The sequence below is a fragment of the Streptomyces sp. NPDC096152 genome, assembly GCF_044763235.1.
Lineage (GTDB): Bacteria > Actinomycetota > Actinomycetes > Streptomycetales > Streptomycetaceae > Streptomyces.
Map to the genome: position 1 here is coordinate 351,118 of NZ_JBIWFW010000002.1, position 19,239 is coordinate 370,356.

A 19,239-nucleotide genomic window follows, 5' to 3' on the forward strand; every position below is an offset into this window, starting at 1 on the left:
CACACCCTCGAGTTCGCGATGTATGTGCAGGGCCGCGTCACGGACTCGGGCGGGCACGTCGCCGCGCTCGGCGACCAGCCGGTGGTAGATGGGGGCGTCTTGGAACACGTTGCCTGGACCTTCCTGTCTGTGCTGTGTCTGCGTTGTGTCTGCGGTTTTCACGCCGTATGGCAGCGGGTGCCCACTGTAAGGGCAGACGCGGACATCGCCCACCGCGACCGGGAGTTGACGGACCGTCGCCCCTCCGCTCCGTCCTCCTCCCGTCTGGATTCGCCGCGTGACCGAGCCCTCCCACCTCGCCGCCGTCCGGGAGTCCTACGGCACCGTCGCCGTCGACCACGCCCGACACGCCCCCGCCCCGGCCGAACCGGACCCGCTGTCCCGCGCGATGCTGTCCGCGTTCGCCGAACTCGTGCGGGGCCGCCGGCAAGAAGGCGGTCGCGGATCCGGGCCGCGGCCCCGGCAGGGTGACGGCGCAGCCGGCCGGACTCGGGGTGCGGGCCTTCGCCGTCGACGTCACGCTCACGCCAGCTGGCGGCGGACCAGTTCGTGGAGGCGCCCGCCGGTGTCGGCGAGCAGTTCGGCCGGCGCCCCCTGCTGGGCGACCTTGCCGTCCTCCATCACGATGACCCGGTCGGCGTCCAGCACCGTCGACAGGCGGTGCGCGATGACGATCCGCGTCGCGTTGAGCTTGCGGGTGCTCTCGATCACCGTTCGCTGCGTGTCGTTGTCCAGGGCGCTGGTCGCCTCGTCGAAGAAGAGGATCCGCGGGCGCCGCACCAGGGCCTGGGCGATCATCAGGCGCTGCCGCTGCCCGCCGGAGACCGCCCCGCTGCCCGCGACGATGGTGTGCAGCCCCATCGGCATCCGCTTGATGTCCTCGGCGAGCCCCGCCATCTCCGCCGCCGCCATGGCCTCCTCCGGCGTGCACGGCTCGGTGCCCCGGATGACGTCCAGGATCGAGCCGTTGAACGGCTGGGCGTGCTGGAGGACCACCCCGCACTGCCGCCGCACCGCCGACTGGTCGAGGGCCGCGAGGTCCTGACCGTCGTACAGCACACCGCCGGACACCGGACGGTCGAAGCCGATCAGCAGCCGCAGCAGGGTGGACTTGCCGCAGCCGCTCGGGCCGACGATCGCCACGAACTCGCCCGGCCGCACCTCGAACGACACGTCGTCCAGCACCAGCGGCCCGTCGTCGGCGTACCGGAACGACAGCCGGCGCGCCTCGATCGCGCCGGACAGCGGGCCGGGCCGGGTGCTCGCCTCCCGCACCTCCGGCACCGCGTCCAGCACCGGCTTGATCTCCTCGTACAGCGGCAGCGCGGCCACGGCCGAGACGAAGGCTCCGGTCAGCTGGGTGACGGAGGTCAGCAGCATGGTCACCGAGGTGTTGAAGGTGAGGAACGCGGCCGCCGACATCGACCCGCGCGCCGGGCCCGCCAGCAGCATGAACATCAGCAGGGTGCACACCGGCAGGTAGACCGCGCCCATCACCGTGGTGAGGTTCTTGATGCGGCCCACCTTCTGCTGCAGCTCACGGCTGCGCGCGAACTCCGACGCCCAGGCCGCGTACGCGTAGTTCTCGGCCGCCGCCACCCGCAGCTTCGGCAGCCCGCGCAGTGTCTGGAACGCCCGGTTGTTCAGCTTGTTGCCGAGCACCACCAGCCTCCGCTGCCAGCGCACCTGCCACAGCCCGAGGCCCAGGAACACGGCGGCGATGACGACGAGCATGCCGATCGCCGCCAGCGCCATGGACGCGCTGAACCAGAACAGCAGGACCAGGTTCATCACGCCCACGGTCACCGACTGGGCGACGACCGGGCCGACGCCCGCCAGCAGACGGCGGATCGCGCTGATGCCCATGGCCGCGCTCGCCAGCTCGCCCGTGGAGCGCTCGGTGAAGAACTTCGTCGGCAGCCGCAACAGCCGGTCCCAGACCGCCGGTTGCAGGGTGGCCTCGATCCGGCCCTCCAGCCGCAGGATGGTCAGGTTCTCCAGAAGCATGAATGCCGCCGCCACCACGCTGCTGATCATCACCGCCAGGCAGACCTGCACGATGAGCCCCTGCTGGGCCTTCGGCACGTACTGCCCCAGCACCTTTCCGGTGGCCACCGGCACCAGGGCGCCGATGGCGACCGTCACCAGGCCGCTGAGCAGGAGGTTGAGCACGTCGCTGCCGGTGCCGCGCAGGGTGAACCGCAGCAGCCCGGCCGGGCCGAGCCCGCGATCGGGCAGCGGGCGGTAGAACATCACGGCACGCGGTTCGAACTCCTCCGCGTTCGCCTTCTCGATCGGGGTCTCCCGGCCGGTGGCCGGATGCACCGCGACGTACCCGCCGCGCCGCCACAGCAGGGCGACCGGCGCGCCCGACAGCGCCCGGTGTCCCACCAGGGGGCCCACGTTCTCCCGCCACCAGCGGCCGTACAGGCGTACGGCACGGGTGCGCACCCGGGAGGCCAGGGCGACCGTTTCGACGGGATCGAGACGGTCGCTCTCCGTGCCGCTCTGCGCGGGTTCGGCGAGGGTGATCCCGGCCGCGCGCGCGACCAGCTTGCAGGCGGCGTAGGTGGCGTCGGCGTCGGCGGCCGTGGTCCGCTGCGCCGAGGAGCGGCCGATGGACGCCAGCAGGGTCCGGTCGGCCTGCGCGCGGACCGCCTCACCGGCCTTGATGCCCTCCGCCGTGCGGTTCTCGTGGGTGCGCTCCAGCTGCTCGATCCAGCGGTCCAGCGCGGTCAGCAGCCGGTACTGCTGGTCGACCATGCTCTGCCACAGCGCCGGGTCCATCAGCAGGTCCGCGGCCGCCTCGGCGCCGTACAGCGCCCCGTACTGGACACTGCCCGGCGGCACCTGCATCCAGAAGACGTCGTCGTCGGTGGGCGCGGCCGCCCGCTCCTCGGCCATGGGCGCCTGGAACAGGACGGACAGGCTGCGGCCGACGCCGAGCGCGACGGCGTACTCCAGCGGGCTGGTCGCCGGCGGCACGTACTGCGGGTTGCCGTACTCGTCGTACGACCAGGTCTGCGTGTTCGCCGGCTGGTACAGCTCGCGCAGCTCGACGCGGCGCACCACGCAGTCCCGCAGGGGGCGCGCGATGAGCGTGTGCTGCGGGCCGGCGACCGGGCCGAGCAGCAGCGAGCCCGCCTCCAGCCGGCCCAGGTGGTGCCAGTGGCCCTGCTGCACCTCGTCGACCGCGAACAGGTCCACCGCGCCGGCCGCGACCAGCCACAGCACCTGCGGGCCCTCCAGGTCGAGCCGGTTGAACCCGGCGCAGTCGACCGGCGTGCCCAGGGACCCGAGCGCGCCCAGAACCACGTCGCCCTGGTGACCCTCGTGAAGGGACGTCATCTCATCGCTCCCTGACCAGCGCGGCGTACGCTCCGCCGCGCGCCACCAGCTCCTCGTGCCGCCCGCGTTCGACGACCGTGCCGTGCTGGAGCACGACGATCTCGTCGCTGTCGCGCACGGTGCTGAGCCGGTGCGCGATCACCACGCAGGCGCAGCCGCGCCGCCGCAGGTTGTCCATCACCAGCTGCTCGGTCTCGGCGTCCAGGGCGCTGGTCACCTCGTCGAGCACGAGGATGCTCGGCCGGCGCACCAGCGCCCGGGCGATCTCCAGGCGCTGGCGCTGCCCGCCGGAGAAGTTGCGGCCGTCCTGCTCGACCCGGCTGTGGATGCCGCCGGGCCGTCGCACGACCACGTCGTACAGTGCCGCGTCCCTGAGCGCCTCCGTCACCGCGTCGTCCGGGATGGAGGGGTCCCACAGCGCCACGTTGTCGCGGACCGTGCCCTCGAACAGGAACACCTCCTGGTCGACGAAGGACACCGAGGCCGCGAGCGCGCCGCGCGGGATGTCCTCCAGCCGCTGCCCGTCGATGCGGATCACGCCCTCCCAGGGCGAGTACAGGCCCGAGATGAGGCGGGACACCGTGGACTTGCCGCTGCCGGAGCCGCCGACCAGGGCCACCTGCTGCCCCGGCCCCACGATCAGGTCGAAACCGGTGAGCAGCGGCTTGTCCAGGGGGCTGTAACCGAAGGTGATGTTCTCCAGCTCCACATGGCCGTGCAGCCGGCGGGTGGACTCGCCGGTGCCCGCGCGGGCGTAGAGCGGGTCCGCCTGGAAGTTCTCCACGTCCTTGAGCCGGGCCACGTCCGCCGCGAAGTCCTGGATGCGTCCGGCGACGCCGTTGAGGCGGGTGAGGGGCGCGGTGAACCGGGTCACCAGCGCCTGGAAGGCGACCAGCAGACCGACCGAGATGTGGCCCTCGACCGCGCGCATCCCGCCGATCCACAGAATCAGCGCGCTGTTGAGCGTCGCCAGGGTCGGCGCGACCACGCCCAGCCAGGCGCTCGGCACGCCGAGGCGCTGCTGCTCCTCCAACGTGGTGGCGTGCTGCCCCGCCCACTTGCGGAAATAGCCGTCCTCGCCGCCGGTCGCCTTCATCGTCTCGATCAGCTGAAGACCGGTGTAGGCGGTGTTGGTGAGCCGGGCGGTGTCGGCGCGCAGCTTCGCCGTCCGCGTCGCGCGCAGCCGTACGACGACCCGCATCGCCACGACGTTGAGCAGCGCGACGCCGATGCCGACGAACGTCAGCTGCGGGTCGTAGGTGTAGAGCAGGATCGCGTACAGCACCACCACGACCGCGTCCACACCCGCCGCCGCGAGGTCGCGGGCCAGGGTCTCGGCCACCTGGTCGTTGGACTGCAGACGCTGCACCAGGTCGGCGGGGCTGCGCTGGGCGAAGAACGTCACCGGCAGACGCAGCAGATGGCGCAGGAAGCGGGCGCTGGAGAGGGTGGAGGAGATGATCCGGCCATGGAGCAGGTTCGCCTGCTGCAGCCACGTCAGCACCACCGTGAGCAGCACACACGCGCCCATCGACGCGAACAGCACGCCCAGCAGAGAGGTCTGCCCGCCGATCAGGAACATGTCGATGTAGGTGCGGCTGAGCGCGGGCACCGCCGCGCCGACCGCCACCAGCAGCAGGCTCGACAGCACGGCGGCGGGCATCGTGCCCGCGGTGCCGCGCAGCCGGGCCGGCATGGCGCCGAGGACCCCGGGCTTGCGGCCCCCGCGCTCGAAGTCCCGGCCCGGCTCCATCACCAGCACCACGCCGGTGAAGCTGCTGTCGAAGTCCTCCATGGGGACGAAACGGCGGCCCTTGGCGGGGTCGTTGATGTAGACCCCGCGCCGGCCCAGCCGGCGGCCCATGCCGTCGTAGACGACGTAGTGGTTGAACTCCCAGAACAGGACGGCCGGTGCCTTCACCTCGGCGAGGGCGGCGGTGTCCATCTGCATGCCCTTGGCGGTCAGGCCGTAACTGCGGGCCGCCTTGAGCAGGTTGCTGGCGCGCGAGCCGTCCCGCGAGACGCCGCAGGCGATGCGCAGCTCCTCCAGCGGGACATGGCGGCCGTAGTGGCCGAGCACCATCGCGAGCGAGGCGGCGCCGCACTCCACGGCCTCCATCTGGAGCACCGTGGGGGTGCGGACGGTCTTCCCCCGCCCCTTGGGGACCGGGCGGCGCTTGGGCGGGGCGGCCCGCCGGCGGCCGCGGGTTTCCTGGGCGGTGGTCACGGCAGCAGCCAATCGAGCGGACGCTGGTCGGCCAGGCGGATGGAGGCCGTGGCCAGGGTCATGGAGTCCAGCCGGTAAGGGGGGCCGTCCGCGGAGGACCAGCGGTAGCCGCTCTTCGTGGCGGACGACGGATCGAGCCGGACGAGGACGGCGACCGGACGGCCCTCCCTCGTGAACTGCTCGCCCAGCTGGGCGTCGCCGAGGAACGCGGCGATCCGCTGGGCCGACTCGGCGGTGCGGTCGACCGACTTCACATGGCCGCGCAGCACTCCGTACCGCTGTGTCGGCACCGAGGCGACGGTCAGGTCGACGGAGGCGTGGGCGGGGATGGCGGCGGCGTTCTCGGCGGGGACGTACACGGTCGCGTACAGCGGGTCCGAGGCGTGGGCGACCTTCTCGACGGCGGCGATGTTCGCGCCGGTCTGGACGATCTGGCCGATGGTGGCGGCGAGCGCGGTGACCCTGCCCGCGGCGACCGTGCGGACCACCTGGTCGCCCTGGCCCGTACGGACCTTCACCACGGGCGCGCCCGCGGGCAGCCGTTGGCCCTCCTCGGCGAGGACCGCGGTGACCTGGCCGGCGACCGGGCTCTGCAGGAGGTAACTGCCCTGCCCGTGCGTGAGGATGGCCTGCGCGCCGACCGTGGAGGCCACGGATCCCGTCACGGCCCAGACGGAGGCGGCGGCCATGGCGACCAGCGCGACGGACAGCACGAGCCACCCCTGGGGGCGGGCGAGCCGCACCGGAAGGTCGAGTTCCTCCGGCGACTGGAGCTTGGCGAGGGCCTGTTGGCGGAACTGCACGGAACTTCCCTCACCTGTGGGACGTGCGGGACGGATCTTTTACGGCACCCGAGAATCCCGGAACCGGCATACGGCTCCGGGACTCAACGGCAACGAGACGCGATCAGAGACCGGCGACCAGGTTGGCGGCGGGGGCCACGTTCAGGCCGGTGACACCCTGGACGGTGCCGATGGTCGTGTCGGCCAGGCCGGAGACCGGGGCGACGCTGTCCACCACGCCGGTGGCGGTGCCCAGGGCGTTCAGGGCCAGACCGCCGGAGACGTTGTCGAGCTCGGCGTCGGAGATCTCGACGGTCTCGACCTGGGGGGTGGAGTTCATGATGGAACTTCCCTTCGTATGGATATCTCTCACAAGGGGGAGCGGCCCCATCTGGGGACAGACGGACGCCGCCTCCGCGGGTACCGCGGGCCCGTTCCCCGAGCCCGTTGCGATTCCCGCGATGTGAGGGATCAAAGCACGCGGCGACGCGTCGCCTCCAATCAACCAGCCTTCTCACCTGCGGACTTGTTGCCGGGCGGCGGTCATCCGTGAGGGTGTCGGCACGACTTGTCGGCGACTTCTTCACACGCGGCACCGCATCGGCGCGCCCGGATACTTGCGAGTACGGCGGCGAATCCGGCACTCCGCGCCAAAGGACTCGCCGGGGGCGCGCGGTTGTGCAGATCCGACGAGTCCGGTGACTTCGTTGAGTATTCAATGTGCAGATTCGCTGAAGCCGGGATTCCGTGCCCCGTGGACGACGGAGAGAGATCGTTCGGTCGCGGAGCGTGTCAGCCGAGCAGGGCGTACACCGTGCTCGCCCGCGCCGCGAGCGCACCGGCGCCCTCGTCCGTGAGCGTGATGTCCGCGAACGCCATCCGGCGGCCCAGCTTGGTCAGGACCGCTTCGATCAGGACATCCGAGCCGGTCACCGCCCGCTGGAACGACGTCGACTGCTGCACCGTCGTCATCGGCACGTAGCCGCCGCGCGCGGCCGCGACCGCGATCACGGTCGCCGTGTCGGCGGCGGCCATCAGCGCCTGCCCGGAAAGCGCCCCGCCCTCGCGGGCCAGCCGCGCCGACCAGGGCAGTCGCAGGATCGCGCGGTCCGGGCCCAACGTCTCCACGCGCAGGCCGAGTTCGAGGACCCAGGGGGCGAAGTTGTCGTCGAGGATCTTGCCGGCTTCGGCGGTGGTCATCGTCATGAGGGGGATTGTCCCCGGCACCGCAGGGCCAGGCGCGGGAGTTGGCCGATTCGGCCTGCCACGGGAGGGGCCGGCGAGCGGAGTTGAACGCCCCGCGTGCCCCGTGCGTACCAACAGCCATCCAGGCGCCCCCCAGCAGCTGCCGAACGGCGGCACAGACCCCGTCCCTTGGAGGTCGAGAAGTTTGAGTCACAAGCGAATTCCGAAGCGCAAGGCCGCGATAGCGGCAGGCAGCGTGGCGGCGCTCGGAGCGGCGGCTCTGCTGCTCCCCAACGCCAACGCCTCCCAGGACGGCGCGGCGGACAACGCCACCCCCAGGACGCTCAAGGCGGCGGACGCCTCGGACCTCGCCTCGCAGCTCGCCAAAGCGCTCGGCGACTCCATCGCCGGGTCCTACTACGACGCCGGCAAGCAGCAACTCGTCGTCAACGTGGTGAGCGGCGACAAGAACGTGATCGTCCAGGCGAAGAAGGCCGGTGCCGCCGTCCGCCAGGTGCAGAACACCACCGCCGAACTCAAGTCCGCCGCACGGACCCTGAAGGCGAAGGCCACCATCCCCGGTACGGCCTGGGCCGTCGACCCGCGCACGAACAAGGTCGTCGTCACCGCCGACAAGACCGTCACCGGCGCCAAGTGGGACAGACTGCAGTCCACCGTCCAGGGCCTCGGCTCCGGGACGGCGACCCTGAAGAAGTCCGCCGGGGCCTTCAAGACCTTCGTCTCGGGCGGCGACGCCATCTTCGCCCAGACACAGGGCGGCGGGGTCCGCTGCTCGCTCGGCTTCAACGTCACCGCGAGCGACGGCAGTCCCGCGTTCCTGACGGCCGGTCACTGCGGCGTCGCGGCCAAGCAGTGGTCCGACTCCCAGAACGGCCAGCCGATCGCCACGGTGGACCAGGCCACCTTCCCCGGCAGCGACTTCTCCCTCGTCAAGTACGACGACCCCGCCACCCAGGCCCCGAGCGAGGTCAACGTCGGCAACGGGCAGACCGTGCAGATCGCGAAGGCGGCCGACGCCACCGTCGGCCAGCAGGTGTTCCGGATGGGCAGCACCACCGGCCTGCACAACGGCTCGGTCACCGGTCTCGACGCCACCGTCAACTTCCAGAGCGAGACCAACCCGGGCGGCGTCGACACCGTCAACGGGCTGATCCAGACCGACGTCTGCGCCGAGGCCGGCGACAGCGGCGGCTCCCTGTTCACCCAGGACGGCAGCGCGGTCGGCCTCACCTCGGGCGGCAGCGGCGACTGCACCGCGGGTGGCGAGACCTTCTTCCAGCCGGTCACCGCCGCCCTGCAGGCGACGGGAGCGACACTCGGCGCGGGCAACGGCGCGGGCGCGGGCGGCCAGGCCGGTGGAGGCCAGCAGGCGGGCGGAGGCCAGCAGGCCGGTGGAGGCCAGCAGGCCGGTGGAGACCAGTCCGGAACGGCCGCCCCGGGCGACCAGTCGGGCACGGCCAACCCCGGTGACCAGTCGGGCACGGCCGCCCCGGGCGACCAGTCGGGGACGGCCAACCCCGGTGACCAGTCGGGCACGGCCAACCCCGGCGACCAGTCCGGGACGGCGAACCCCGGTGACCAGTCGGGCGCGGTGAACCCGGGCGACCAGTCCGGCGCCGGCGACGGCTCCGGGATCGCCCAGAGCCAGTGACCGGCAGCCCGGCCCGCTGATCGCCGGGCGAGCCGCCCCGGCGCCACGCACCCCCCCACAGGCCACTGACCGGCCTGCCCAGCGGTTCCGGTCGGCCAGTGGACCGGTCCGGCCCTCCGGCGGGAGGGTCGGACCGTTCGCGTGTCACCGCCGTTGCGCGCCGCCCGCCGCCCGCCGCCCGCCGCCCGCCGCCGTCCCGCCCCAGTCGTCGGCCCCAGGCGGTCACCCCGCGCGCGCCCGCAGCAGCAGCAGCGCCACGTCGTCGACCCGCTCCCGCTCCGCCGCGCCGTGCAGGACCAGGAGATCGGCCAGCTCGTCCAGGGGCGCGTCCCCGGCCTCGGCGAGCCGCTGCCCCAGTTCCACGAGCGAGTCCTCGATGTCGGTACCCGGCGACTCGACCAGCCCGTCGGTGTAGAGGGCGAGCACCGAGCCGGGGGCGAAGTCGACCAGCGTCGTCGGATACGTGGCCCACGCGTCGATGCCCAGCAGCGGGCCCACCGCCAGGTCCAGCACGCGCACCCGGCCGTCCGGCCGCCGGATCAGCGGTGGGGGATGTCCCGCGCGGGACATCACGGCGCACCCGTTCGCCGGATCGAGCCGCAGGTACAGGCAGCTGGCGAACAGGTCCACGCCGAGGTCGATCAGCAGCCGGTTGGTGCTGCGCATGACCTCCTGCGGTTCCTGCCCCACCGTCGTGTACGCCCGGACCGCAGTGCGGATCTGCCCCATCAGCCCGGCCGCGGTCACGTTGTGCCCCTGCACGTCCCCGATCACGGCGGCCGCCAGCTGCCGCCTCGGCACCAGGTCGTAGAAGTCGCCGCCGATGTCCATGCCCTGCGTCGCGGGCAGATAGCGCGCGGCCGCCTCGATGCCCGGCAGCCGCGGCAGCGAGTGGGGCAGCAGCGCCTGCTGGAGACCGTGCGCCAGCCGGTGCTTGGCGTCGTACAGCCGGGCCCGCTCCAGCGCCTGCGCGATCAGCCCGCCCAGGCTCGTCAGCACGGCCCGCTCGTCCGCCGGGAACGGATGCGGCTCGGCGTACGCGAGCACACAGGTGCCGACCGGGCGGCCCGAGGCGATGAGCGGCAGGTAGGCCCAGGCCTCGAAGCCGTCCGGCGTCGCGTGCCGCGCCGGATACAGCCGCTCCAACTGCTGCAGGGAGTCGAAGAAGGCGGGCACCCCGGTGCTCAGTACGTGCGCGCCCGGTGTCGGCGCGGTCAGCGGCATGCCGTGGAACCGCTCGACGGTGTGCGGATCCTCGTACCCGCGGTGCCCCAGCACGTGCAGCCGCCCGGACTGCGAACCGAGGATCACCAGGGCCTGGCTGCCGACCGCCGGGGCGATCTCGTCCGCGACCAGCTGGACCACGTCCTGCACCCCGACCGCCTCGGTCAGCGCGCCCGCCAGGCTCAGCACATGCGAGATGGTCACCAGGCTGGAGGGCCCGTCGCCGGGCTCGGGCGTGGACCGGCCCATCTCCGCCACCGCCCGGGCCCGGCTGATCCGCACGCTCAGGCCCGTGGTGCTCGGATACAGGCGGAACGACAGCCAGTCGCCGGGCGGGCGCAGCGCCACGAAGGAGGTGACGTGCTGGCTGATCAGCGCGGCCCGGTAACGGTCCTCGTACATCGGGTCGTTCAGCCACGGCACCGACGTCCACAGCCGGGTGCCGAGCAGTTCCCGGATGGGCAGGCCGAGCAGGTCGGCGGCCGCCGCGTTCAGGTAGGAGATCCGGCCGTGCAGATCGAGCGAGGCGAGACCGTAGGGCAGTCGCGCCACCATGCGCGCCGCCTCCACCGTGCCGAGCGTGCCGGCCACCCCGCCGGCCGGGGGCGCGGCGAGCAGATCGGGCTCCGGGCCCACCGGGCGCCGCTCCGCGGCGGCCCGCTCCAGCCGCAGCGCCAGCCGGTCGCAGGCAGCGGTCAGATGCTCGCGCTCCCAGTCGGACAGCACGGGAGGGTGCGATGCCGGCCAGGTGACGTATGCGGCGCCGTACACGGTGGTCCGCGTGGCCACCGGCAGGGCGGCGAGCGCGAACGGGTAGGGCAGGACCACCGCGATCCGCGGATAGCGCCGGGCCATCTCCTCCTCGCCGCCGACCCAGACCAGCCGCCGCTCGCGCACCGCCTGGGCGACCGGGATCGGGGCGCTCAGCCCCACCCGCTCCCAGGGCGCGGCGAACGCCCGCGGCATTCCCCCCGCCACCGCCATCTCCAGCACCGGCCGGTCCGGTGACAGCAGGTACACGGCACCGGAATGCGCGTGGACCTCGTCCAGCATGGAGGCCAGGGCCAGGGAGAGCAGTGGCCGGTCGACCCCGGGGCCACCGGCCGCCGGTCCCGGTCCGGGCGTCCGACCGTGGGACACGCCGACCACCTCCTCGCACGGCCGCGCGACGGATCCCCGGGTCAAGGCTCCCCCTGTGCGGTGCCCGGCGCACGGCGAGCGGTCCCGCACCGGTTGCGTACCGGACGGACCGGTTCCGACAGGTTGGCGCGCAGGAGTACCGCGGCGCGGTCGAGGCGGCCGGGTACCCCCTCGCCCCCGCCCCATGCCCCCACACTCGAAGCACGGGGCGGGACGCCGGCGCCCCGCGTGCGCCCCCACGCACCCTGATGGCCGGATCTTCGCGCCCGGGGGCGGTGGGAGCCCCCAACAATTGGGCACGCGCTCAACACCATCGAGGAATCCACCACCGAGTAGGACCGCCGACGAGGAAAAGCGCCACCGAGGAAACCGCGTACGGCTAGCTGAGGGGGGCGGCAGTGATCCGGGTACTTCTGGTGCACGACGCGTGTCTGGTGAGATCGGTGCTGGCGGAGTGGCTCCGAAGAGAGCCCGGCCTCGGGGTGTACGACTCCCCGTGGCGCACCGCGCCGGGGCGGGTGCGCACCGTGCGGCCGGACGTCTGCGCGGTCGACCTCGACTGCTCCGATACCTACGGGTTGCCACCGCTGGGCGAGCTGTGCCCGCGCGGACCGGGCGCGCCGCCGCCGAGATTACTCGTGCTGGCGACGGCCGGCCGCCCCGGTCTGCTGAAGCGGGCCATCGAGGCCGGAACCCTCGGCTACGTCGACAAGGCGAGTCCGCCGGACCGGCTGGTACGCGGCATACGGCACGTCGCCGCGGGAGAGCGTTTCGTCGACGACTCCCTGGGCTTCGGCTTCCTCAAGGCCGCCGAGATGCCCCTCACCAGGCGCGAGCTGAGCGTGCTGTCACTGGCCGCCGAGGGCGCCTCCGTCGCGGAGATCGCGGGAAGCCTGCACCTGTCCCACGGGACCGTGCGCAACTACATGGCGGCCATCACCCGCAAGACCGGCGCCCGCAATCGCATCGACGCCATCCGCATCTCGCAGGGCGAGGGGTGGCTGTGACGCCGGACCGGCCCAGCCGCCTGCCAGATCGCGATAGAGCGCGGAGCCGCGCAGCAACTCCTCGTGCGTGCCGTACGCCGTCTCCCGGCCGTCCATGACCAGGATCCGGTCCGCTCGGCGGGCGGAGCTGATGCGGTGCGCCACGACCACCAGGGTGCCGCCGGGCCGTGCGGCGAAGGCGCGCTCCGCGCGGGCCTCCGCGTCAGGGTCCAGATGACAGGTCGCCTCGTCCAGCAGGGCGAGCGGGGCGGGCGACAGGTAGGCGCGGGTCAGCGCGATCAGCTGGCGTTCCCCGGCGGACAGCGCCGCCGGATCCACCGGCGCCCGCGGCCCGCCGAGCGCGCGCAGCAGCGGGGCGAGCCCGACGGCCTCCGCGGCGGCGCGCAGTTCCGGCTCCGGTACGGGGTCGGGGCGCAGGAGGGCGAGATTCTCGGCGAGGGTGCCGGTGACGACGTAGGCCTCCTGCGGAATCAGCACACGCCGCTCCACGGCCCGGCGGTCCCGCGCGGGCAGCCCGCACACCTGGATCTCGCCGCGCGCGGGCACCAGCAACCCGGCCACCAGCGCGGTGAGCGTCGACTTGCCGATCCCGCTCGGCCCGACCACCGCCAGGTGGGCCCCGTGCGGCAGGACGAGGTCGAGATCGCGGAGGACGGGGTCGCTGTGAGGGCCGTAGGCGAAGCTCACGGAGCTGAGAGTCAGAGCGGCCGAGGGGGACGGAGGCGGGGATGGGGGAGGAGAGGGAGAAGGGGCTGGGGAGGGCCGGGGGAACGCCGGTTCCTCACCGGGCGTCTCCGCCTTCGCCGGTTCCTCCCCCGGCTCCTCCGGTGGCGTCAGACGGCGCAGGACCACCGTGAGGCGGGAGCCGCTGGTGCCGAGGCCGTGGACGAGGTTCTGGAGGGCGGGCAGGAGCGCCTGGGTGACGTAGGCGAGGGCGCCGACCAGGGCGCCCGGGCTGACGTCATGGGCCAGGAGCCACGGCGCGGCCGCGAGCAGCAGGACGACCGGCAGGTGGCCACCGAGCGCGAGGGAGGCCACCCGGGCGACGCCCCACCGGGCCAGGGAATCCGCCGCGCGCCGTTCGGCGTCGACGCACTCGCCGACGTCGGCGGCGACCCTGGCCTCCGCACCGGCCGCCGTGACGTCCCGCAGGCCCGGACAGACCGCGCCCAGCCGCTCGGCGAGCGCCTCGTCGGCTGCGAGATACGCCTCCTGGCGCCGCGCCAGCGGCCGCAGGGTCACCGCGAACAGTCCCACCCCGGCGACCAGCGGGGGCACGACCACCAGCAGGAGCAGGGGCGCCAGCGAGAACAGGCCGAGGAGGGCGCCCGCGGCGGTGAACACGAAGGAACGCGAGACCATCACCAGCCCGGCGAAGGTGTCGCGGGCGATCTCCACCTGCTGGGTGAGCCCGGACAGGGCGCCGCTGTCCGCCTCCCGCACCCCGCGCGCGACCACCCGCCGCACCAGCCGGTCCCTGAGCGGCTCCACCAGGGCCGCGACCGCCCGGTACACCCGCCCCGTCCCGTACGCGCCGACCAGCACCCCCACCCCGGCGACCGCCAGCCACCCGAGCCCGGCCCGCGCCCGCCCGGCCAGGAACCCCGCGTCCAGGGCGCGCGCCAGCGCATGGCCGAGCAGAAAGGCCTGCCCCGCCTCCAGCAGCGACCATCCCCCCAGCCGCACGACGTCCCGCCCCCACCCCCGCGGAAACCCCGGCCCCCACCGTCCCGGCGTCACGACACCACCGCCTGCGGCGTGCCACCCGTGCCCGGACGGCCCCCGCCCGGCCCCTCCTCCGCACCGTCCCCGACTCCGAACACCCGCCGGTAGCCGGCGTCCCGCCACAGTTCCGCGTGCGGGGCCACCGCGCGCACCCGCCCCTCGTCCAGCCAGGCCACGGCGTCCGCGTGTGCGGCCGTCGCGGCGCGGTGGGCGATGAGGAGGCGGGTGGTGGCGGTGGTGTCCGTGGTGAGGGCGCGGGTGATGTGGTGCTCCGTGACCGTGTCCAGGCTTGAGAGGGCGTCGTCGAGGACGAGCAGACGGCCGCCATGGGCGAAGGCGCGGGCCAGGCCGAGGCGCTGTGCCTCGCCGCCGGAGCGGGGCGCGTCGGCGCAGGCGGTGGCGTAGCCGTCGGGCAGGCGGCGTACGAAGGCGTCCGCGCAGGCCGTGCGCGCGGCCTGCCGGACGCGCTCGGGGGAGGGCGTGACCAGGCCGAAGCCGATCGCGTCCTCGACGGTCGTGCCCAGCAGGGCGGGCCGTGCGAAGGCGTGACCGACCGCGCGCCGCAGGTCGTCGTGGGTCAGCTCGCGCAGCGGCACCCCGTCGAGCAGCACCTCTCCCGTGTCCGGGTCGGCCAGCCGTCCCGCCACGGCGGCCAGCAGCGACTTGCCGGAGCCGGACCGGCCGACCACGGCGAGCGTGGTGCCGCCGGGCACGACCAGGTCCACGCCGTCGAGGACGGTCCGGCCGCCGCGCCGGGCGGTCACCGCGCGCAGTTCCAGCCGCCCGGTGCCGGGCGGCAGCCGCCGGGTGCCGTGACCGGGCGCGGGCTCGGCCAGCACCTCGCCGAGGCGTCCGGCCGCGGCCCGGGCGCGCACCAGCGACGCGAGCTGCCCGACCAGCACGCCGACGCCGGTCGCGAGCACCGCGTACCGGGACGCGGCGAGCACCTCGCCCACCGTCAGCCGGTGCCGGGTCAGCAGCAGGCCCGCCACGGCGACGACGCCCAGGTGCAGCAGCGGCCCCACGGCGACGGTCTGCGCGGCGGCCCGTCCCTGGGCGCGCCACATGAGGTGACCGGCCCGGGACAGTTCGGGCAGGGGCCGCAGGATCCGCGCCGTCTCCCGGTCCTCCGTGCCCGCCGCCCTGATCGTGCGGGCGCCCCCGACGGCCTCCGCGAGCGCCGACGCGAGGTGCCCCTGGACCTGCTGGTAACGGGCGACGCAGTCCGAGGAGTCGCGGGCGAAGACCCGCAGCACCAGGACGAGGACCGGGGCACCGGCCAGCAGGACGACCGCGAGCAGGGGATCGATCAGGCCGAGCGCGACCACGCCGCCCACCGGGCCGGCGAGGGCGGCGAGGCAGGCGGCGAGCGCCGTCGGCGCCGTCCCGGCCTGGGTGGCACTGCCGACGAGCCGGGCGACCAGCTCGCCGGGGCCGAAACGGGCGGTGGCCCGTGGGCCCAGCGCCAGGACGTGACCGGTGAGCCGCCGGCGCAGCCGGGCGGTGGTACGGGCGTTGGTGGTGCCGTCGAGCACGGTCTCGGTGCCCTCCAGCACGGCGAGCAGCAGGACGAGCCCGGCGGAGCAGAGGATCCAGCGGGCGGCCGGCGCGTGGGCGAGCAGCAGGTCCAGGGTCCGCCCGAGCACGGCCGGCAGCAGCAGCCCGGCGCCGGTCGCGGCGGTACCGGCCACACAGAGGACGGCACAACGCGCCCCACCGCACCGCACCGCCAACCGGAGCACGTCCCGCGCCCGGGACACGACGCCCTCGGCCTCGGTTCGGGCCTCGGTTCCGGCTTCGGTTCCGGCTTCGGTTCGGGCCTCGGGCCCGGCGGCTCCGGCCCCGGCGGTCCCGGCCCCGGCGGTCCCGGCCACCCCCGCGGCGCCGTTCCCGGCGACCCCGGCCCCGGCCCCCCCGCCCTCATCAGCGTCTCCGTCTCCGCCCCGGCCCCCGGAGAAGTCGTCGATCATGCGACTGCGCCCTCGCATCCTGCCGTGATGGCGAGGCCCCGGACGGCCCCTCCCCGTGCAGGGGAGGAAGCCGCCCGGGGCCGTGGACTCGCGGTGTCGGTCAGAGACAGAGCGTGACGCTCGCCGCGCTGAGGCAGGAGAGCAGGCTGAGCGTGCTGGCCCCACCGCCTCCGGTGTGCTCGTCGGACTCCATCGTCTGCAGGTCGAGCAGTGCCATGTCATGTCCTTTTCGTTGATGGGACGGGTCCCTCGTCGGGGACGGGGGTTGGGTCACGGCTCCGTCAGTTCGCGGGGCCGCGTTCGTGGGGCCGCCGGGGCGGCGTGAGGAACGGCAGTCCGGCGGCGCTCTCGCCGTCCAGGGCCGCCGCGAGCGCGAGCAGGCACCCTGCCGTTCCGGTGGCGAGGTCCATGGAAAGCCGCATCATCTGGTGTCCGGGGAAGGCCAGTTGGCCCTCGTACGCCATCGCGTACCAGCCGAGCGCGCCCACCTGTTCGGCGAGCCGCCGCCCGGTCGGGCCCGGCGTGGTCGTCCGGCTGAGGTGCAGGATCATCCCGGCGCGGCCCTGGAACAGGCCGGGCTGCGCGTAGAAGCGGGAGGTGGCGGCGGTGAGGATGTCGGCACGGGCCCGCTCGAACCGCTCGTCGTCCGCGTGCGCGAGGAAGTCGTCGAGGACCAGGCCCACCCCCGCGCTTCCGTCGCCCAGGTAGGGCAGCGTCCGCCAGCCCTCGTCGACCGCCAGGCCGCCGCCGTTGGGCTGGACGACGCAGCGGTCCAGGTCCCGGCGCAGCGCGGCGGCGGCCGCCTCGAGCAGCTCGCGCTCGCCGGTCCGCTCGTACTGCCGCAGCAGGAACAGCGCGGGCCCACTGGCGCCCCGCAGCAGCCCGGCCCGCCGGCGCGGGGTGTCCGTGGCGGGCTCGGCGAGCCGCTCCACCAGGAGGTGCGCGGCCTCGGCGGCCCGTTCCCGCAGCTCCTCCTCGCCGGTCGTGCGGGCCAGCTCGCCGAGGACCAGCCCCACCCCGGCCAGCCCGCCGTGCAGGTCGGAGGAGAGCCGCTGCCAGCGCTCTCGGAGGATCCCGTCGGCCAGGTCGAGCGCGCGCTGCCGGTGCCCGAGCCGGTCGAGGACGTGGGCGACGCCCGCGAGACCGTCGTACAGGCCGAGCGGGGTCCCGACCGGTGGCGGGGCGGTACGGGCGAGGAGCCAGCGTTCGCCCTCCTCGTACCGGTCGGCGCCCGTCTCGGCCAGCGCGTACAGCACCCCGGCCGCGCCGTGCGCGAGCCCCAGTCCGCCGCCGTCGGAGAACTGCGCGATGTCGCCGGGGAAGAGCCGGTCGTCGCGCTCGGGGGTGGCCGAGGCGAGGATCGCCTTGACCATCGAGTCGCGGCTGTAGGGCCAGTCGGCCGGATCGACGAGCGAGGCGGCGGCCGGGACCGGTGCGCCCCCGGCGGTCCCGGCTCCCACCGGCCGCGCCGCCTCGCGCGTGATCTCCGCGACCGCCTCGTCGAGGAAGTCCCGCGGCACGTCGGGGAACTGCCCGGCGATCACGTCCGCCAGATGCGCGGCCTTGCCGCGGTCGACCACGAACAGGGTGGTCACCGGCAGGAACAGGGCGAGCCGCAGACAGGCCAGCGCGTACCGGTCGACGTCGGCGCCGCGGCGGTCCGGCGGAGCGAAGAAGCCGGGGTGGGCCACGACCTGCCTGCCGTCTTCCGAGGCCGGTGCCGCGGCCTCGAAGTCGATCAGGACGACCGACTCCTCGTCGGGCGCGACCATGATGTTGAAGACGTGCAGGTCGTTGAAGACGATCCCGCGGGCGTGCACCGCCTCGACCGCCCGCTCCACCGCCCGGTGGATGCGCAGCGCCCATTCCGTGTAGGCGGCCACCGCCCCCGGCTCGGGGTCCGCGGTGAGCAGCGGGTGCTTTTCGGCGAAGAAGGAGTTCAGCGGGCGTCCCTCGACGAAGTCCATGACCAGGAACCGGTGGTCGCCCAGGGTGAACCAGTCCCGCACCTCCGGTACGACCCGGGTCCCGGCGACCCGCTCCAGCGCCTGCCGCTCCCGCTCCAGCCGGGTGATCGCGTCCGCGCCGTCGGCCGCCAGGCCCGCGTGCGGCCGCCCCTCCTTGAGGACGACCTTGCGCCCGTCGCGGGTGTCGGTGCCCGCGTAGACCCCGCCGCCGTTGGAGAAGTGCAGGGCCTTCTCGATGCGGTACGGCAGCTCGCCGACCGTCGTGGTGTTGCGGGCCGCCAGATGGGGCTCCAGGAAGGACGGCAGGGTCACCCAGTCGGGGACCTGGAAGGACGGCGCCCGCCGGTCCGGCACGGCGCGGCCCGTCCCGTCGCGCACCGCCGGCACCAGCGTGCCGCGCTCGTCGACGACGAAGGCACGGGCGAAGGCGCCGTAGCGGACGTAGAGCGGGCCGGCGCCCCACCGCAGGTCGGTCAGGATGTACGGCCCCTCGAAACCCTCCAGCAGCGCGCCCAGCTCGCGCAGCACGAGATGGAGCTGCTCCTCGTCGGCCGGGTAGACCGTGACGAACTTGCCGCTGGTGTCGCGGGCGGCGTACTTGGTGTTCCGCAGGTGCAGCAGATGCGGTCCGGGGACGAACTTGAAGGGGATGCGACGGGGCACGCAGTAGTCCCAGACGATCGCGGCGATCCGCTCGGCGTTCGCCCGGGTGGCCGAGGCGTGGATCTTCCAGCCCTGCGCCGGCCCCGGTGCCGGCCGTCCGTCGGCGCCGAGCGGGGTCAGGTTCAGCCAGTCGCCGATCCGGGCCGCCTCCCACCCCTCGGGTACCGCGCGCCGGGCCGCGGCGTACGCCGGTGCCGCCTCCGGCGCGCCCGCCGACAGCCGGTCGGGCGCGTCGTAGAAGTGCCGGTCGGTGAGCGCGTACACCTCGTAGCGCTGGTCCATGACGGTCCCCCTCCCTGATCGGCACCGAGCCTTCCAGCCGGGCCGGC

At 74.1% G+C, this 19,239-nt stretch carries 11 protein-coding genes and 1 pseudogene; 2 read left to right on the forward strand and 10 right to left on the reverse strand.

Annotated elements, in window-relative coordinates; all coding sequences use genetic code 11:
• Nucleotides 1–522: 522 nt before the first annotated feature.
• From ACIQ9G_RS07065 to ACIQ9G_RS07085, 5 genes are all read right to left on the reverse strand, one after another.
• Entirely contained in the window at nucleotides 523–3,348 is a 2,826-nt protein-coding gene (locus ACIQ9G_RS07065) for an NHLP bacteriocin export ABC transporter permease/ATPase subunit (RefSeq protein WP_403607301.1), read from the reverse strand.
• Between the two features lies 1 nt (nucleotide 3,349).
• The gene (locus tag ACIQ9G_RS07070) at nucleotides 3,350–5,575 is read right to left on the reverse strand and encodes an NHLP family bacteriocin export ABC transporter peptidase/permease/ATPase subunit (RefSeq protein WP_403607302.1); all 2,226 of its coding nucleotides are present in this window, start codon (nucleotides 5,573–5,575) and stop codon (nucleotides 3,350–3,352) included.
• A complete protein-coding gene (locus ACIQ9G_RS07075; RefSeq protein WP_403607303.1) occupies nucleotides 5,572–6,378 on the reverse strand; it encodes an HlyD family efflux transporter periplasmic adaptor subunit in 807 nt (268 codons plus the stop codon). Before ACIQ9G_RS07075 ends, ACIQ9G_RS07070 begins: the two co-directional genes overlap by 4 nt.
• A 103-nt stretch (nucleotides 6,379–6,481) precedes the next feature.
• On the reverse strand, nucleotides 6,482–6,697 hold the full coding sequence (locus ACIQ9G_RS07080; RefSeq protein WP_403607304.1) for a type A2 lantipeptide: 216 nt from the start codon (nucleotides 6,695–6,697) through the stop codon (nucleotides 6,482–6,484).
• A gap of 452 nt (nucleotides 6,698–7,149) precedes the next feature.
• Nucleotides 7,150–7,563: a PaaI family thioesterase gene (locus tag ACIQ9G_RS07085; protein ID WP_403607305.1), complete on the reverse strand. Its 414-nt coding sequence runs from the start codon at nucleotides 7,561–7,563 to the stop codon at nucleotides 7,150–7,152.
• Between the two features lie 184 nt (nucleotides 7,564–7,747).
• On the opposite strand from ACIQ9G_RS07085, the gene ACIQ9G_RS07090 reads away from it, so the two are divergent.
• Entirely contained in the window at nucleotides 7,748–9,214 is a 1,467-nt protein-coding gene (locus ACIQ9G_RS07090) for a S1 family peptidase (protein WP_403607306.1), read from the forward strand.
• A 222-nt stretch (nucleotides 9,215–9,436) separates the two neighbouring features.
• On the opposite strand, the gene ACIQ9G_RS07095 is transcribed toward ACIQ9G_RS07090, so the two are convergent.
• On the reverse strand, nucleotides 9,437–11,587 hold the full coding sequence (locus ACIQ9G_RS07095) for a SpoIIE family protein phosphatase (protein ID WP_403607919.1): 2,151 nt from the start codon (nucleotides 11,585–11,587) through the stop codon (nucleotides 9,437–9,439).
• 389 nt (nucleotides 11,588–11,976) lie between these two features.
• Between ACIQ9G_RS07095 and ACIQ9G_RS07100 the strand changes: the two genes are divergently transcribed.
• Nucleotides 11,977–12,585, forward strand: a complete 609-nt coding sequence (locus ACIQ9G_RS07100; RefSeq protein WP_403607307.1) for a LuxR C-terminal-related transcriptional regulator — start codon at nucleotides 11,977–11,979, stop codon at nucleotides 12,583–12,585.
• 231 nt (nucleotides 12,586–12,816) lie between these two features.
• On the opposite strand, the pseudogene ACIQ9G_RS07105 reads toward ACIQ9G_RS07100, so the two are convergent.
• From ACIQ9G_RS07105 to lanKC, 4 genes and pseudogenes are all read right to left on the reverse strand, one after another.
• Nucleotides 12,817–13,947: pseudogene (locus ACIQ9G_RS07105) on the reverse strand (ATP-binding cassette domain-containing protein); the annotation flags it as partial.
• A gap of 374 nt (nucleotides 13,948–14,321) precedes the next feature.
• Complete coding sequence (locus ACIQ9G_RS07110) at nucleotides 14,322–16,001, reverse strand: ABC transporter ATP-binding protein (RefSeq protein WP_403607308.1); 1,680 nt, start codon at nucleotides 15,999–16,001, stop codon at nucleotides 14,322–14,324.
• Between the two features lie 379 nt (nucleotides 16,002–16,380).
• Nucleotides 16,381–16,497 (reverse strand): SapB/AmfS family lanthipeptide, encoded by a 117-nt coding sequence (locus ACIQ9G_RS07115; RefSeq protein WP_392191776.1) that lies wholly within the window; start codon nucleotides 16,495–16,497, stop codon nucleotides 16,381–16,383.
• A gap of 64 nt (nucleotides 16,498–16,561) precedes the next feature.
• Complete coding sequence (gene lanKC, locus ACIQ9G_RS07120) at nucleotides 16,562–19,192, reverse strand: class III lanthionine synthetase LanKC (RefSeq protein WP_403607309.1); 2,631 nt, start codon at nucleotides 19,190–19,192, stop codon at nucleotides 16,562–16,564.
• Between the last annotated feature and the right edge of the window lie 47 nt (nucleotides 19,193–19,239).

Excerpts from the sequence above, each read along its gene's own strand:
- ACIQ9G_RS07115 (WP_392191776.1), bottom strand. The coding sequence starts at position 16,497 with ATGGCACTGCTCGACCTGCAGACGATGGAGTCCGACGAGCACACCGGA.
- lanKC (WP_403607309.1), bottom strand. The coding sequence starts at position 19,192 with ATGGACCAGCGCTACGAGGTGTACGCGCTCACCGACCGGCACTTCTAC.
- ACIQ9G_RS07080 (WP_403607304.1), bottom strand. The coding sequence starts at position 6,697 with ATGAACTCCACCCCCCAGGTCGAGACCGTCGAGATCTCCGACGCCGAG.
- ACIQ9G_RS07085 (WP_403607305.1), bottom strand. The coding sequence starts at position 7,563 with ATGACGATGACCACCGCCGAAGCCGGCAAGATCCTCGACGACAACTTC.
- ACIQ9G_RS07065 (WP_403607301.1), bottom strand. The coding sequence starts at position 3,348 with ATGACGTCCCTTCACGAGGGTCACCAGGGCGACGTGGTTCTGGGCGCG.